Origin of the sequence: Brevibacillus sp. AG, from assembly GCF_028369215.1 — a bacterium.
GTDB lineage: Bacteria > Bacillota > Bacilli > Brevibacillales > Brevibacillaceae > Brevibacillus > Brevibacillus porteri.
Map to the genome: position 1 here is coordinate 213,746 of NZ_JAQMYO010000002.1, position 16,000 is coordinate 229,745.

The window sequence follows — 16,000 nt, forward strand, 5'->3', positions numbered from 1 at the left end:
ATGAAGAAACGATTGTTCATATGGGGAGGAGTTAGTTGTCTCGTCCTTCTGGCATCAATAGTTATCAGCATCTCGATGGGGGCGGCACAACTCCCCATTTCGCAAGTATGGCTCATCCTGCTCCATCAAATCCCTGGCTTGTCTGAGTGGATCACCGTAGCATGGCCGGAGTCATCTGAGCAAATTGTCATGAAGGTTCGTTTTCCACGCGTTGTATTGGCTGTCTTGATTGGCGCCTGCTTGTCACTTGCGGGAGCGGGCTTTCAGGGAGTATTGCGCAATCCGCTTGCAGATCCGTTTACGATGGGCGTGGCATCGGGTTCTGCTGTCGGAGCAGCCTTCTTGATCCTTTTTGGCTTGCAAATCACCTTTTTGGGTGCATGGAGCACGCCTGTCGTCGCTTTTCTTACAGGATTGCTCAGTTTATGGATCGTACTCGGACTCGCGAATACGCAAGGAAAGCTGCAAACAGAGACCCTGATTTTGTCTGGTGTCGTGGTGCAGGCTTTTCTCGGCTCACTCGTTTCGTTTATGGTGTCGCTATCCGACCAGACGGTGAATGAGATCGTGTTCTGGCTTATGGGCAGCCTGTCATTTCGAGGGTGGGCCTTTACGTACGTCTTGATTCCGTACTTGGTCATAGGTGGAATGGTACTTGTGAGCTATGCGCGTTCCTTGAACCTATTTGCGTTGGGGGAGCGGCAGGCTGCGCATCTCGGCGTCCATGTGGATGGAACGAAGTTAGTGGTTCTGGTCGTTTCGACCCTCCTGACTGCAGCGGCGGTTTCTATCGCGGGAATTATCGGGTTCGTTGGCCTGGTGGTACCGCATCTCGTCCGATTGCTGGTTGGTCCTGACCATCGTATTTTACTGCCGATGTCTGCGATCTGCGGTGGTATTTACGTGCTGTGGGCCGACACTCTTGCCAGAATGCTGCTGAGTCCAACAGAAATCCCGCTCGGTGTCGTGACAGCATTTCTGGGAGCACCGTTTTTCGCCTATTTATTGAAGCAAAATAAACGCTTTAGGAAGAGGTAACGTTTGCAATGATCAATGTGCGCAACTTGCAAAAATCGTATCAGGATACGCCTGTTTTGCACGGCATCGATTTTTGCGTGGACAAGGGAGAATTTTTTGGCATCATCGGACCAAATGGAAGCGGAAAATCTACCTTGCTAAAAATAATTTCAGGTGTCATTAAGGCAGATGCAGGAGACATTTTGCTTCAAGAGAAAAAGCTTCATTCCTATCCACGCAAAGAGCTTGCCAAAATACTGGCAGTTCTGGAGCAAGAGGGTCTGCCGCCAGTCGGCTTTCGTGTCCGAGAGGTGTTGGAAATGGGTCGCTTTCCTTACCAAAATTGGCTAGGGGAAGAGAAGCAGGATGTCGCATCGCTCATTGATGAAATCGTACAGATGCTCGGTCTTGAACATTTGGAAGAGCGCACACTGGATCAGTTGAGTGGTGGGGAAAAGCAGCGCGTAGCTTTGGGGAAGGCATTGATCCAAAGACCTCAGGTGCTGTTGCTCGATGAACCCACGACCTACCTTGATATCGGGTACCAGATTCAACTCATGGACATCGTGCGAAAATGGCAAAAGACGACGCAGGTGACGGTCATCGCTGTGCTGCACGATCTGAATCTGGCCTCCCTATACTGCGATCGTATTTTGATGCTGCACAGAGGAAAGCAGATAAGCGTTGGCGCACCAAAAGACATCTTGCAAAGTGACAGAATAGAGGCTGTATACGGAACCAGACCGATTGTCATGGAGCATCCTGTTCATCATTTGCCGCAAATTATTTTGCAATCGCAAGTATAAGAGGTTGTTTAAGGAGAAAGAAGCATGATCGTACTGATTACAGGCGGAGCACGCAGCGGAAAAAGCACGTTTGCCGAAAAATACGCGGCTCATTTGGGCTCCTCGGGTGTTTACATCGCGACCGCACAAATCACGGATGAGGAAATGGAAGAGCGGATCTTGCACCATCGAGACCGCCGCTTGCAGTCTGGCTTCCCTTGGCAAACGATCGAGGAGCCGTACGCATTGACAGAGTGGCTCGCGAAGCTCGGGGCACAAAAAAAAAATCAAGAACAGCAGACAGTGATTTTGATTGATTGCTTGATCCTTTGGCTGTCCAATTGGCTGCTGCATGATGGAGTGGAGCAGACGTTTGAGCAAGTGCTCCAGCAGGTGGATAGGCTGGTCAAAAAGCTAAAAGACTACCCAGGGACAGTTTTACTGGTGACAAACGAAGTAGGCGATGGACTCGTCCCGCAAAACCCGTTGGGCCGTAAGTTCCGTGACTTGGCGGGCTTGATGAATCAACGTGTCGCAGCCGTTGCCGATCAAGTTTTTCTTGTCACAGCAGGAATTCCACTTGAGCTAAAAGGACAAGCTTTCCGATTTTAACTCGGTGAAAAGACGGTTTCGAATCGTCTTTTCACCTTTTTTGTGATATAATACAAGAAAAGCCATGGAAGGGATCAGGATACCATGCGTCCCCATAGGACGATCTGGAAACGTTTTGACCTCTCCTACATCTAGCTTCGTAGTAGTCGATCGTCACTGAAGGCGACTAACCTACTACGAAAGCGAGGCCCTTTGTATGAGTAGCGACTTATACTTTCGATGTTCCTCGGTAGTCGGTTGGTCGTCTGTGCCTAAACCGACAAAAATGCGAGGAAACCGTGATGAGGAGAGCGCTGCAGTTATCTAAGCGTTACAGTATGATTTTGTTTGGAGCTTGTTTACTTGCTTTTGCGTATTATCACATTAACTTTCAGAACCATTTGTCTGAAGGTGGGTTTGTTGGCTTGGGGTTATTGGCGAAATACGCCTTTGACTTGTCGCCAGCGATGGTGATGCTTTTGCTGGATATCCCACTGTTTTTGGTTGCCTGGTTAGTAAGAGGCCGCCAGTTCATTTGGGACACGATTTTTGCATCACTTGCTTTTACCGTATTTTACGATTTGTTTGAACGATTTTCACCGATTGTCATGGATATGAGCAGAATGATGCCGCTGGCGTCTGTCTTGGCCGGTGTACTGACTGGACTGGGTACCGGATTGGTTCTGCGCTATGGAGCTGCGACAGGTGGAGATGATATTTTCTCCCTGTTGATCAGTAAGTACACGGGATTGTCCATTGGTACGGTCTTTCTTTTACTGGACGTTATTGTGCTTTGCATGTCGTTCTGGTTCGTACCAATGAAAGAGATGATGTATACCATTTTGGCCGTTGTCATTTCCAGCCAAGTCATCACCTGGACCGTCAATCATGGTGCAGGAATGGAGGTCATGGAAGAGGAGCACGGGCATGGAAGTGTCTCGATGACCCACCGGTAATGAGTAGATATTCAGTTGAAAAACATGCCTATACAAAAGCAAGCAAAAGGCCAAGTCGGTTTTCATGTCGACTTGGCCTTTTGAACGTTTATGACCGTTTTTGTACATAATATCCTGCTTTCCTAGTGGATACTAACCAACACAGATACTATCGATGGAAAGGACCTGCCATGAGCGATCCGTTTTTTAGCAACTACAAAGCATTCGTTGTCATACCAGCGGATGAGAAGCAAATGGGACCGGAGCCTTTTGACCCGAAGGATTACGCCAGCCATTTCATCCTGACGTTTTCGTTGTACGATGCAGTTATTTCCTCCTGGAGGGAAGCGACAAAGTATAAAGTGCAGGCAAAAAAGGGCCTGTTGAATGTGATCGATGGTTTCAACGCCAAACGCCGTGGTACAGCCCGTCTGCATTTGTTGGAAATGGAAGAAGACCAGGCGTATTTCGTCCTGGCCTTGTCGTTGAAAATCCAAAAGGAAAATGAGAAAGTGGTCATGGAGATGATCACCAATCTGCTGGAGAAAGATTTCGCAACCGACCTGTTGATCGGAGAGACCTGGTATCAGATCATTGGTGCCAAAGGAAAATTCGAGCGGAAGCTGTTCTCCTACAGTGTCCAGCCGTACGATTATCGACCGAAGTAATCAGCTAGTGCTTCCGTAATCGCCTGCGCAGCTTTGTCCTGATAGGACGATGTACGAACAATGCCTTCATCCTTTGGATTCGATAGGAAGCCAAGCTCAATTAAGACGGATGGATCACTATTTTCGCGCAGGACGTGATAATTGCCGAATGAAATGCCGTTGCTTCTTAATCCGATGCCACCACCCAAGCGAGTCTCAATCGCTCGAGCTAACGGCTCATCTTTGTCTTGCGAATAATAAAACGTAAGTGTCCCGCTATTTGGCTTCGGAGAAGAATTGTAATGGATGCTGATGAAGGCATCTGCCGCCTTGGATTCGCTAAAAGCGACACGCTGCGATAGCGAAGGCTTTTCTGTGTCACTGGTCCTCGTCATGAAGACTTGCGCACCGCGTTGTCGCAGTTTGCTGGCGAGCAGCATGGACGTTTTGTAATTCAACGTTTTTTCCATACTATTCCACTTCGTACCCTGTGTCCCGATATCAGAACCACCATGTCCCGGGTCGATGACGATGACTTTCCCTTTTAAGCCAGGCGTTTTGGAGCTTTTGGACACCGGAGCGCTGGACTTGGCATCGCCAATATACGTCGCAGACACCCAGCCTGTTTGTCCGTTGGAAGTTCTCGCTTGGATCCAGTCTGCTTGCTTTTGCAAAATGTCTACACGGGTTCCTCTGGGCAGCGAAAGGATAATCTCATGGCTCGTGCTTGGTCCTTTTCGCATTCGAAGCGAATCGGCCAAAACTGTGCCTTGCTTGCTTTTGACAGTGGTTGTATTGGCTGGGGAAGAAGCTGAACCCGCACTCGTTACCGCACCTTTTTGCAAGTAATATCCCGCGACCCAGCCTACCTTTTGATTGTATCTAATTTTTGCCCAACCGTATGCTTCATCGGTAATCGTCACGACCGCTCCATATGGCACGGTAGCGACAACAGAAGCATTGGGGGCTGGTTCACTGCGAACGTTCAGAGAGGTTGCGATCACTTTTGCCTGGATGACACTTGCTGCTTGCGTCGGCTCCGTAATAAACGGCCATGACAGACTAAGCCATAGCCCACATATGAGAGACGCTTTTTTACATGTTGTTTTCATCATTTCTACCTCTGACTTGGATTAGCTACTATCTCACCTGAACTATAATAAGGGAAATGCAGGAAATCGAATAGGGTATGATTTCCTGATTTTTTGGGACAATCAAAGTGGAGATTCAGTATATCTTGCCAAGGCGTTCATTGCCGACTCTGCCATTCGCTGTTTGAGTTGATCGTTTTCTACTACTTTTACCCGCAGGCCGAGAAAACGAATGCGCGATAAAATAAACTCCTGTTCGTCAGATAGAAAGTGCAGGGTGATCGTATACACCTGCGATTCTGGATCAAAAGCGACCTCTTTGTCAAAGCAGGAGAAGGCGTACAAGATGCGTTGGAGCTCAGCGTTGTAACGACGGATGATCACAATTTTTGCCATCTGCTTGCGCTGTTGGATCTGTTCCGAAATGGTCGGTAAAAAACTGTCATACCATACATCTTCTATGTGAAGCTCATCGACGGAGCGAATGAGATGCAGCGGAGTCGTGATCAGGCGATTGGAAGACATGTTCAGCCAGATCAGGTACCAGGCCTTCTTGGCAAGTGAATATTCCAGCTTGTAGGGAACCCCTCGTTGATTGCGAAAAACCGGGCCTTTGTTCGTGGCTGCGGTTATTTTTATGTGATTCTTGCCAAGTATGATTCGTCGCAGGGTGCGCACGAATGGACTCCAGAGTTGTTTGGCCTGTGTTTGCGCTTTTTCCACGACTCGTTCTTGTTCGGTCGATTCACTTTCTGGTATGTGTGTCAAACGGCGAAGCTTATCGAGTGTAGCGGGCTCGAAAATTTCTGCCGCAGACGGATTCGCCAACATCAGGGCGAGCCACGCTTTTTCGTGTGAAGTTACCGGATAAACACCTGCTTCATCCAGCCGCGTCACTAGCTGGTAATTATGTATCTTATCAAACAGATTCATAGTAGGCGAGCAGCTCCTCCCATTCTTTTTGGAATTGCTTGCGAAGAAACAGCGGTTCAAGTACTTCGACGCTTGAACCGAAGCTGCGAATCCACGGGGTAATTTCCATCGTGCTGTTCACGTTTATCTCGTACACAAAGTTCTCCCGTGATTCTTCTGTCACAATCCCCCATTGTCCTTGTGCCTCCACTCGCTCTTGGATAAAGGAATGAGGCATGTTGCGAGGCTGAAAAAAGCGAAGGCGTACGGTTACGAGTTTTCCGGTATCAATCAGCCAACTATGGGCAATGCGCTCATCCGCACTTGCTTGTAAGGAAGAGAAGATTTCCGGCGTAACGGAATTGCCTGTTACGAGCTTGGTCATACCTTCCACACGGTATTTGCGCAGCGGACCATTGCCGCACCCTTGTGCCAGCAAGTACCATCTGCCGTATTGATGATCAAAAATAACCCGGAGTGGAATCACCTTTTGATGTCGCCCGGATGAATCCCGTTGGAAGGCCGGATTTGTATTTTGGGAATCGTAAAACTTTCGACGTTTGGGCGTGTAGTAGTGAAATTCAACGATTTTTCGCTGACGAATAGCTTCCGTGAGTAGCAAAGCTTGATATTCATCGAGAATACGTGAGACAAAATGATATTTGTATAAAAACGCAGATGCATCGGTTATCTTCAAGCGATATTTGAGATAACGCTTCACTTTTTCTTGCAGGAGATAACCAGGGACGGCCGGTAGCTGTGTATTGGCCATGAAGTCGATGAAATCATACAGATCTAATAGCTCGTCGTCCGTCAGCGAGTCTAGTAGCTCACCATCGAATTGATAAACGTACGGTCTGACTTCACTACTATTTTTTATCACGCCAATTTCTTCGAGGTATTTCATGTCCTGGCGAATCGTTTTTTCATCGGGCTCTGTATCCACAAACGTATCCAGCAAGTCTTTAATGGAGAGAGGCTGTTGTCTGAGCTTTTCCAAGATGTGCGACAGTCGCTCTACTTCCGAATCCTTCAATGATTTTGCATGATACAAAAACATCAAGAAATTGTCCGTCACCTCAAAATAGTTGTAACGAAGCTGCGCGTAATACTCTTTTTTCTCCTCATCGCCGACATGCTGATAAAAGGTCGATTGGATGTCCTTCAGCTTTTTTATCGTTTTATCAAGCGTATGAACGGAGATCCCGAGCCGCTCGGCTAACTGCTGCCGATTGTAGGCACCAGCGGTCAAAAACAGGAGACGGAGCAATTGCAGCTCTTTGTCAAAGCTTTCGCGTGCCATTACATTCATCCTTATTCATTCGTCATTTATTTCCAAATTAGTCCTCATATTACGAAGAGGCTGAAGAGAAGTCAATGATAAAAAGAGGTTCGTAATACTTTTACCATGTTCAAACCACATGCACGGATGGAAAATAAGGGTATGAAAAACAGCGCAGGCTGTGAGAGACAGGAGAAATGGATGATGAAAACAATCTTGCATGGAAACAACCATCGTGAAGTAAAGCTGGAGAATGGAGATGTGCACGTTTTTGCGAATGACGAAGTCTTTGCGAGCTTCGGTGAACGCGTATATCAAATGGCAGACAATAATTTGCGTATTCCGCGAAATGTTTATTTTTCGTATACGCCCGATGCGCATGTGGGCGTTGGGACCTGCATTGGGACGACAGCGGTTTGGAATCTTGCCGATGGATTTGTCTCGCCTTCCATCGTCGGATCAGACATTGGATGCGGAATGCGTGTGCATCTGACTCCGTTGCATCGAGACGACCTCAAAGACAAGAGCCTAAAACGTGCATTGATTGAAGCGATCGAAGCGTACGTCCCGACAAACGAACGGGGAAATACGCATTTTACAGATATTCGCTTGGAGGAAGTAGTGAAGCATGGCTTAAAAGGACTCCCTAGCAACTACATTCCGGATACAGAAGAAGCGCCCGACATGCTAAGCCGTTCTTTCTCGCATGTGGAAAAGTACACATTTGAATTCGACCATTCCTTCCTGGAGCAAATACCGCAAAAATCTTGGAGTCGCGGGTGGGGCCAGTTGGGAACATTGGGGGGCGGTAACCACTTTATTGAAATCCAGCATATCGAGATCGCGGAGGAGAACAGGGAGATTGCGAAAGCGTGGGGACTGTTCGATGGTCAGGTCGTCATCATGATTCATTCCGGTTCGCGGGCGTGGGGGGCAATGCTAGGACGTGATTATACCAAAAGCTTCAAGGAAGCCATGTACAAATGGGGGATTCATAATCCCGAGCCGAGCCTGGTATATGCTCCGATTCAAAGCGAGGAAGGGCAACAGTATTTGAATTTGATGTACTCCGCGCTGAACTTTGCGGTAACGAATCGGCATATGATCGGATTTTCTGTTGAGCAGGCGTTTCGCGATGTTTTCGGTAACGAGATGCGTACGCCAGTCCTGTATGATTTGATGCATAATTACGCCTTGAAAGAATTCCATCGCAACACACCGATGCTCGTTCATCGCAAAGGAGCGACGAAGGCGTTGCCAGCAGGCCATTTCCAAAATCCGAAGGCTTACCGTGAAACGGGACATCCAGCTTTGATCCCAGGTTCTATGGGAACATCGTCCTATATCATGGTCGGATCGGACGCCGGAGCCAAAAACTTTTATTCGATCTGCCATGGCGCAGGGCGTGTTCGTTCCCGCAAAGCAACGAAGGAGCTTGTGACCATCGATCAATTCGAGCAGGCAATGCGCGTAGGACAGGAAGACGAGATCATGGTGAATCACCGTTCGCTCGCTTCCATCCTTGATGAATGCCCGCAAGCCTATAAAGATGTAGATCAAATCATCGATTCGGTTGTGGGAGCAAATCTTGCATCTGTCGTCGCAAAATGTAACCCTCTTATTGCCATAAAAGGAGTATAATGAAGAGTGGCTTCCTGAAAAGTTTTAGGGGGAGCCACCTTTTGTGATTTAACTTACACTAAATAATAGAAATTAAATTGTGAACAAATTGCGTGAGAAGTTTCAAAAAATAGGTTCGAATGTAACATAAATTGCTTCGCTTCCTCAACCGATACCAAAAGAGAGACAAAATAGGGGAGATAGGGGAACAGATATGCCTACATACTATTACTTCACCTGCCTAAAATGCCGAACCCGGGGGGGAGTTTTCGGCGAACAGGCCTGGGGCTGGGGGAACTTTGACATGATCGAGTCCTTCAAATACCTGGCTCACCACATCCGTACATGCGGAGAAGATTCGATTCGCGTGATTTCTGAGGATGTAGATGATTATGTAGATCAGCTGCACGGAGAGTACAACACCTTCCTTGAGCAAACGAAGCATATATTTCCGCATTCCAAAGATTGGGAGTTCCTTGATCGATGGAAAACATTAAAAGTAGAAGAAATGAAGCTAAAATGGGTCGAGGAAAACCGGATTATGCATCCAGATGATCGGATGAAAATATGCGGAGTTCTTGATGCAGTGGACATCTTGAAAGAAGGGGCGGGTAGAGTCTCCTTCAGTGCTAGCGTGACGGATGAGGATGGGAAGGTGTGGAAAATCGTTGCTGATATGCGCGAATTACCCATTTTAAAACATTCGTATATCATCATTGGCGTCATGCAAGAGCATTCTATATTAGGGGAAGTCATTGAGGTGTACAAGATGATTCCACGAGTCGCTGTTCAAGACGAAAGGGGTAACGATCATGATTCTGGAGACAATCGGGCAATTACTAATTAAAGTGCGCGAGGAAAATCCACTTGTACATAACATGACGAACGTAGTTGTCACGAACTTTACAGCGAACGGCTTGTTAGCCCTTGGTGCATCACCTGTCATGGCGTACGCCAAGCAAGAGGTGGCAGACATGGCAAAAATCGCAGGAGCCCTTGTATTAAATATAGGGACATTGAATGAGCATGAGATCGAAGCGATGCTGATCGCAGGAAAATCGGCGAATCAGCATGGCGTGCCTGTTTTGTTTGATCCAGTGGGAGCGGGAGCAACATCGTACCGAACCGAGACAAGTCAACATCTTGCGCAGGAACTCGACCTTACCCTCATAAGAGGAAATGCTGCCGAGATTGCCAATGTCATCGGGGAGCGCTGGGAGATTAAAGGTGTAGATGCGAAGGAAGCGGGCGGAGATGTCGAGGACCTAGCGAGAGCAGCAGCGAAAAAGCTCAAGACAATCGTTGCGATTACAGGCAAGGTCGATGTGATTTCGGATGGAGAAACGACTTACTCGATCCGGAATGGTCATCCCATCTTAACGAAGGTGACCGGAACTGGCTGTTTGTTAACGTCTGTTATGGGAGCGTTTGCAGCCATTGCAAATGACAAGCTGATCGCAGGAGCTGCTGCATTGGTATGCTACGGTGTTGCTGCGCAGCTGGCAGCAGAGAAAGCAGCAGGAGTAGGTCCAGGCAGTTTCCAAGTCGAATTTTTGAATGCCTTGCATAACGTGACCGCAGACGATGTTCGCCGTTTTGGGTATATCGAAAAAAGAGAATAAAAATTCCCCTTTAAAAAAGGGGAGAAAAATGGCCGTAGAACGATTAAGCTAGATATGTTAGACAGTAGCTGTAATTTCGTAGTGAATAAGACAGCAGCTTCTTCTGGTGCTCGGATAGTGCTAGGAATATAAATTCTACTTGATCATCATCGTATGGACGGACATAAAAACGGGAAATACCATGACAAATAATTTCTCTCTTTAACGTCAGCGCCACACTGGCGTCTGTTCGTATGTGCAATTCCACGCTGCGTACCCTCCTTGGACATTCAATAGAGTACCAAAAAAATACAAGGAAAAACAAGGGAATTATGTCTGATTCATGTCCAAGTTGTTACCAATTTTCGTATGAAAACTGACAAGGAGAACGATTCAGAAAAGACTAGCGGGGGTTGCTGGGAAAGCACCCTGTTCGAGAGAAAAAATTCGAGATGAGACCGGCCATTCTCCCTTTTTCCGTTGAGTTATTTACTTTATTTCGAAGGCAGCGTACGAGCTCCTGATCGCAATGACAAGAAAAATAGCCGTGCTTTCGATAGCAATCATCATGCCTCTTGCAGCATCTGTCGACGTCATCAATCGGCGCATCCGGCCCGGAGCATCCAGGCCCACACCAGTTTCCGTACAAACAGGGTAAGCCTACTGATCGGCGTTTTCTTTTTGACAACTGGCATCACTCCGTCTTGTAAAGGGATACTACTTGTATCATATTGAACAGAAAGTGAACTTGCTTTAGGCAATCTCCCTTTTTTCGTTTCGATAGATATTCGCCTGATATGAATTACACGGAGGTCTACCAAGGGATAAACTTTCAAAATATCACTTGAAATCATATTGGGAATATGATAGATTAATTCTTGCCGAAGCGAACGCTTGCAGGCTCGATGGATGGATGTCCGAGCGGCCGAAGGAGCACGATTGGAAATCGTGTAGGCGGTGTCGAACCGTCTCGTGGGTTCAAATCCCACTCCATCCGCCATCATACATGGCCCGTTGGTGAAGCGGTTTAACACAGCAGCCTTTCACGCTGTCATACAGGGGTTCGAATCCCCTACGGGTCACTTAAACATCCCGTATAGTAATCCGGGGCCCCCGCAAAGTACTCGGAATATGCTTCATTGTATTGGCGTCACTTTGTGGGGTTATCTGGAGGCTTAGCTCAGCTGGGAGAGCATCTGCCTTACAAGCAGAGGGTCGGCGGTTCGATCCCGTCAGCCTCCACCATTTTTATATGCGGTCGTGGCGGAATTGGCAGACGCGCTAGATTCAGGTTCTAGTGGTGGCAACACCGTGGAGGTTCAAGTCCTCTCGACCGCACCAAGCAAACCCTATACATGGCGGTCGTGGCGAAGGGGTTAACGCACCGGATTGTGGCTCCGGCACTCGTGGGTTCAAGTCCCATCGATCGCCCCATATATGTTCAAAATGTAAAATGAAACAGCCCAGCGGTGGCTCCTGTAGAGGAACTCCGGCTGGGCTTTCTTTGTATCTGTCTACGAATGAGCAACAGGCTGATAAAAGTGAAGGCGATTGCCAAAAGGATCGGTCACGCTCACTTCGCGTGTTCCCCACGGCGTCTCCTCTAAACCGGGACAAGCGTACTTGTATCCTTGACGCAACAGTGACTGATGAAAAAGTTCAATGTCCTCTACCTGTACGCGAATCGCTGAGCCAGGACAAGCATCCCCGTGATGCTCAGATAGATGAATCGTGCACGATGGAGAGGAAATTTGCATGTACAAAGGAAAATGCTCCTCGTAACGATGCTCCCAATCAATCTGAAACCCTAGAAACTCTACATAAAATTCTCTTGCCTTCTCAACGTCAAACATGCGAAAAATAGGCGTTATGATCTGATTCATTTGCCCAGAAACCTCCGGATTGTATTGAGGGAGGCGAGGTGCACCCCTTCGTGAAAGATCGTTCGGACAAGCACTTGTGCAATCGTATGCATGCCGGATTCAGTTGCGGGAAACTCTTCTTCTAATCGATCCTTGTAAGTAGCTTGTATCGTCTGAGGTTGTTCTTGTAATAAGGAGACGAGTACTTCGAGTTTCGGTGGTGGTGTATCCCAGTCAGCAGGTTTTGTACCGAAGTTAAACCATTCGTTGAAGCCAGGGGGGATTGGGATCGTTTCTTTTGTAAGGTGAGCGATCCATAAATACTGATCGAGATAGATGTGCCCCAGATTCCACAAGATATTGTTGGAGAAACCATCGGGAATGATGTTCACATCTTCATCCGTCAAACCATCGATAGCTTTTAACGTCTCCTGTCGATAATCCTCTAGCTGCTGGAATAGCACCTTGTGCCGCTTTTCCATACTTTTTCCCCCTTGAGTGGCAGTCTTCGCAAATAAATTCGAGTCAGAGAATCTACTTCCTTCTATAAGAAGGGGAAGTACTAACAAAAAAGCGTGCAGAACAACTCGTCTGCACGCTTTTTTGTATGTTGTGTATAGGAAACGGCGCTACATTCTTTCCTGCTCGAGGGCATGAGAAGGGGAGAATAGTTTCCGCCATTTTACTTGCGGTACGCAAATGGCAGCGAGGATCATAAATACGCCACCCCATTGAGGGAGAGAGACAGTCTCTTGAAGCACGAAACTCGACAAGAGTACGACTGTGGGCAGCTCCACTGCACTTAAAATGGTAGCCAGTCCATTACCGATCCGTGGCACACCAACAGCCAAACAGAAGATCGGGATGACCGAACCGAAGATCGCAACCAAAAGACCGAGCGGCAGCAAACCTTGCAGAAGCTGACCATTTATCAGGAAAGTCGGTGGATAAATGATCGAGAGCATCAGGGCAGCGATACCAATCGAAATCGCGCTTCGCAAGTATGGATCCATTCCAGGGAGAATTCGCCCGCTGAAGAAAATAACCAGGGCAAAGGTCGCGCCAGACATCAGACCGAAGATCAGTCCGACCATGTCTACACTCTGAATGCCGCTTTCGCCAAGTCCGCTTGCAAGAACCGTCCCTGCTCCAAGCATAACCAGAGACACCCATTTTTCAGCCGTCGGCCATTTGCGATCCACAATCGCCTCAAGCAAGACCCCGATCCAGGTAAACTGAAAGAGGAGAACGATTGCGAGCGAAGCAGAGACCCGGCTAACAGCCTGATGGTAAAAAAGACTGGTTGAGGCCATCATGAGGCTGGCTGGTGCCAAAAGCAACATATACTTGAACGAAAACCGTTGCTTGGAGAAAAAGAGGGCCATGAGCGTCATAATCAGGCCGCCAAAAATCAATTGGCTTCCGCTCATTTCAAATGGCGTAAAGCCGAGTTGAAAAGCATGCTTCATGAAGATCGAGAGGACACCGTAGCTGCACGCGCCGAGTAAAACTAAAAAGATAGATCGCCAGTATGTCATAAGTAAAAGTTCCTTTCGTATGACTAAACTCGGAAGAATAATGACTATTGTACTACAGGTCTAAAAGTGGTACAATAAAATTTTTGTCCATCCTTTACCATGCTACTAAGGTAATTAGCTAGCTGCATGCATTGGTAATATGGTAACGAATGAAAGTGTAGGGGACTCCTTATTCTGCGTGAGAATACATAGCTGTTTTTTCATATTTCCGTTACACTACTCCATAGAGAAGAAGTTCAAAAAGTCGTCTATAGACAAAGAGAAGGCAAAACAACATGGAGGAGCAAGGATGAGACAGGGGATTATTTACGCAATTATGGCGTATTTGGCGTGGGGGTTACTCCCGCTCTATTGGAAGCTGTTTCAGGCAATGGGGGCATGGGAGATACTCGCTCATCGAATCGTCTGGTCGGTTATTTTTGTCGCAATCATTATTCAGGTAACGAAACGCTGGCGCAGTATGTGGGGAGCGGTTACTGGTTTTAAAATGTTCGGAGCATTAGCGATATGTTCACTGCTAATCAGCGCAAACTGGCTCATTTTTATCTGGGCAGTGAATAACGATCAAGTCATGCAGACGAGTCTTGGCTATTACATGAATCCTCTCATCACCGTACTGCTGGGAGTCATTTTCTTAAAAGAAAAAATGCATACTGGGCAATGGCTCGCGCTTATACTCGCGGCTTTCGGAGTCATGTTCATCACCTTCCAGTACGGTGAGATTCCTTGGGTCTCTCTATCACTTGCCCTGACCTTTGCTTTTTACAGCTTGGCGAAAAAGCTCGTCCGAATGGAGGCGATGATCGGACTGGCGTGGGAGACGTTGTTTGTGGCCCCTATTGCTTTCGGTTATCTGTTGATGCTACAGGTCAATGGGACGGCGACGATGACATCCTTAGCGTGGTGGCAACTTTTATTGCTGACGCTGGCGGGGGTAGCTACTGCCATGCCGCTCTACTGGTTCGCCCAAGCAACGACTAGACTCCCACTTTCCGTTGTGGGCTTCATTCAATACGTGGCGCCTACGATATCGCTCCTATCAGCTGTTTTCTTGTTTGGAGAGCCTTTCACCCAAACACATCTCATCAGCTTTGGATTCATCTGGTCTGCGCTCATCGTATTTACGGTGTCCTCCGTACGCATGAAACGAAAAGCTACTCGAATCAATCCCGAGGTCGCTATCAAAAAACAAGCGTAAACATAAGAAAACTCCTGCCCACCGAGGAAGACTCGGATATGGTCAGGAGTTTTTATTTACAAGGACGTAATTAGCAAATCGCTTCGCCGTGCTTTTTCATGCGGTACGCACCGTGATTAGTAGGTCCCACATATTTATTGAGTGCAAACGAGTGGCGAATCGCTTCGGTAATAAATTCTTTGGCAACAGCTACTGCGTTGTGTACAGAGCTTCCTTTTGCCAATTCAGCACAGATTGCAGCTGAGAACGTGCAGCCTGCACCATGAGTAAAGCTCGTTTCAAAGCGCTCTGATTCCAATACCTCGAGTGTTTTCCCGTCATAGAAAACATCTACGGCATTGCCGCTTTGAAGCTTGCTGCCGCCTTTAACAACGACATAAGAGGTGCCGAAGTCGTGGATACGTTTTGCCGCTTCCTTCATGTCATCGACACTTTTCAGCGCGCCCATTTGGCTGAGAATACCAGCTTCGAACAGGTTAGGAGTCGCAACTGTTGCGTGCGGGAGCAAGACTTCACGCAGGCTAACGGCAATTTCTGGATGAAGTGCTTCATCTGCACCTTTACAGATCATCACAGGGTCAACAACAACATTTTTCAAATCGTATTGTTTTATTTTACGGGTAGCGAGGTCAACCAATTCAGTGGTTCCGAGCATCCCTGTTTTTACAGCATCTACGCCAATTCCAGCGAGTACGGTTTCGATTTGTTTTTCCAGGATCGCGACATCGATCGGAAACACTTCGTGAAACCATTCGTTATGTGGATCTTGGGCTACGATAACGGTGAGGGCGGTCATCCCGAAAACACCAAGCTCCTGAAACGTTTTGAGGTCTGCTTGCTGACCAGCTCCGCCGCTGGTGTCGGAACCTGCAATGGTGAGTGCTTTCTTCATGGTCATTGTGATTATCTCCCTTTGTATAC

16 protein-coding genes and 5 tRNA genes are annotated in these 16,000 nt (G+C 47.6%); 14 read left to right on the forward strand and 7 right to left on the reverse strand.

Annotation, left to right across the window (positions count from 1 at the left end):
• The 5 genes from POF51_RS05940 to POF51_RS05960 all read left to right on the forward strand — a co-directional run bounded on the left by POF51_RS05940 (position 1) and on the right by POF51_RS05960 (position 3,996).
• A complete protein-coding gene (locus tag POF51_RS05940) occupies positions 1 to 1,038 on the forward strand; it encodes a FecCD family ABC transporter permease (RefSeq protein WP_069851256.1) in 1,038 nt (345 codons plus the stop codon).
• A gap of 8 nt (positions 1,039 to 1,046) precedes the next feature.
• A complete protein-coding gene (locus POF51_RS05945) occupies positions 1,047 to 1,823 on the forward strand; it encodes an ABC transporter ATP-binding protein (protein ID WP_017250235.1) in 777 nt (258 codons plus the stop codon).
• 24 nt (positions 1,824 to 1,847) lie between these two features.
• Positions 1,848 to 2,414, forward strand: coding sequence for a bifunctional adenosylcobinamide kinase/adenosylcobinamide-phosphate guanylyltransferase (gene cobU / locus POF51_RS05950; RefSeq protein ID WP_069851255.1), 567 nt, complete (start codon positions 1,848 to 1,850; stop codon positions 2,412 to 2,414).
• Between the two features lie 278 nt (positions 2,415 to 2,692).
• Positions 2,693 to 3,349, forward strand: a complete 657-nt coding sequence (locus POF51_RS05955) for a YitT family protein (RefSeq protein WP_017250233.1) — start codon at positions 2,693 to 2,695, stop codon at positions 3,347 to 3,349.
• Between the two features lie 170 nt (positions 3,350 to 3,519).
• On the forward strand, positions 3,520 to 3,996 hold the full coding sequence (locus POF51_RS05960; protein WP_069851253.1) for a hypothetical protein: 477 nt from the start codon (positions 3,520 to 3,522) through the stop codon (positions 3,994 to 3,996).
• On the opposite strand, the gene POF51_RS05965 is transcribed toward POF51_RS05960, so the two are convergent.
• The 3 genes from POF51_RS05965 to POF51_RS05975 form a co-directional block, all read right to left on the reverse strand.
• Positions 3,981 to 5,087 (reverse strand): N-acetylmuramoyl-L-alanine amidase, encoded by a 1,107-nt coding sequence (locus tag POF51_RS05965; RefSeq protein WP_017252018.1) that lies wholly within the window; start codon positions 5,085 to 5,087, stop codon positions 3,981 to 3,983. The two genes, POF51_RS05960 and POF51_RS05965, sit on opposite strands and share 16 nt — an antisense overlap.
• Positions 5,088 to 5,189: 102 nt before the next feature.
• Positions 5,190 to 5,999: a WYL domain-containing protein gene (locus tag POF51_RS05970; RefSeq protein WP_069851251.1), complete on the reverse strand. Its 810-nt coding sequence runs from the start codon at positions 5,997 to 5,999 to the stop codon at positions 5,190 to 5,192.
• Positions 5,986 to 7,281: a helix-turn-helix transcriptional regulator gene (locus POF51_RS05975; RefSeq protein WP_271754401.1), complete on the reverse strand. Its 1,296-nt coding sequence runs from the start codon at positions 7,279 to 7,281 to the stop codon at positions 5,986 to 5,988. The genes POF51_RS05970 and POF51_RS05975 overlap by 14 nt, the downstream gene beginning before the upstream one ends.
• Before the next feature lie 183 nt (positions 7,282 to 7,464).
• Between POF51_RS05975 and POF51_RS05980 the strand changes: the two genes are divergently transcribed.
• From POF51_RS05980 to POF51_RS06020, 8 genes are all read left to right on the forward strand, one after another.
• Positions 7,465 to 8,901 (forward strand): RtcB family protein, encoded by a 1,437-nt coding sequence (locus tag POF51_RS05980; RefSeq protein WP_069851496.1) that lies wholly within the window; start codon positions 7,465 to 7,467, stop codon positions 8,899 to 8,901.
• A gap of 283 nt (positions 8,902 to 9,184) precedes the next feature.
• A complete protein-coding gene (locus tag POF51_RS05985; RefSeq protein ID WP_244521818.1) occupies positions 9,185 to 9,727 on the forward strand; it encodes a hypothetical protein in 543 nt (180 codons plus the stop codon).
• Positions 9,693 to 10,502, forward strand: a complete 810-nt coding sequence (gene thiM, locus POF51_RS05990) for a hydroxyethylthiazole kinase (RefSeq protein ID WP_069851245.1) — start codon at positions 9,693 to 9,695, stop codon at positions 10,500 to 10,502. Before POF51_RS05985 ends, thiM begins: the two co-directional genes overlap by 35 nt.
• 886 nt (positions 10,503 to 11,388) lie before the next feature.
• Positions 11,389 to 11,481 (forward strand) — tRNA-Ser (locus POF51_RS06000).
• Between the two features lie 8 nt (positions 11,482 to 11,489).
• Positions 11,490 to 11,563 (forward strand) — tRNA-Glu (locus POF51_RS06005).
• 87 nt (positions 11,564 to 11,650) lie between these two features.
• A tRNA-Val gene (locus POF51_RS06010) sits at positions 11,651 to 11,726 on the forward strand.
• A gap of 9 nt (positions 11,727 to 11,735) precedes the next feature.
• A tRNA-Leu gene (locus POF51_RS06015) sits at positions 11,736 to 11,822 on the forward strand.
• 17 nt (positions 11,823 to 11,839) lie between these two features.
• A tRNA-His gene (locus POF51_RS06020) sits at positions 11,840 to 11,915 on the forward strand.
• Positions 11,916 to 11,995: 80 nt separating this feature from the next.
• Here POF51_RS06020 and POF51_RS06025 read toward each other — a convergent pair.
• The 3 genes from POF51_RS06025 to POF51_RS06035 all read right to left on the reverse strand — a co-directional run bounded on the left by POF51_RS06025 (position 11,996) and on the right by POF51_RS06035 (position 13,881).
• Entirely contained in the window at positions 11,996 to 12,364 is a 369-nt protein-coding gene (locus POF51_RS06025) for a glyoxalase superfamily protein (protein WP_069851242.1), read from the reverse strand.
• Entirely contained in the window at positions 12,361 to 12,825 is a 465-nt protein-coding gene (locus tag POF51_RS06030) for a DinB family protein (RefSeq protein WP_271754407.1), read from the reverse strand. The genes POF51_RS06025 and POF51_RS06030 overlap by 4 nt, the downstream gene beginning before the upstream one ends.
• A gap of 147 nt (positions 12,826 to 12,972) precedes the next feature.
• Positions 12,973 to 13,881 carry an EamA family transporter gene (locus POF51_RS06035; RefSeq protein ID WP_069851240.1) on the reverse strand — a complete coding sequence of 303 codons (909 nt, stop codon included), beginning with the start codon at positions 13,879 to 13,881 and terminating at the stop codon, positions 12,973 to 12,975.
• 289 nt (positions 13,882 to 14,170) lie between these two features.
• Between POF51_RS06035 and rarD the strand changes: the two genes are divergently transcribed.
• On the forward strand, positions 14,171 to 15,079 hold the full coding sequence (rarD, locus tag POF51_RS06040; protein ID WP_069851238.1) for an EamA family transporter RarD: 909 nt from the start codon (positions 14,171 to 14,173) through the stop codon (positions 15,077 to 15,079).
• Positions 15,080 to 15,149: 70 nt separating this feature from the next.
• On the opposite strand, the gene pdxK is transcribed toward rarD, so the two are convergent.
• Positions 15,150 to 15,977 (reverse strand): pyridoxine/pyridoxal/pyridoxamine kinase, encoded by an 828-nt coding sequence (gene pdxK, locus POF51_RS06045; protein ID WP_017249630.1) that lies wholly within the window; start codon positions 15,975 to 15,977, stop codon positions 15,150 to 15,152.
• Positions 15,978 to 16,000 lie beyond the last annotated feature (23 nt).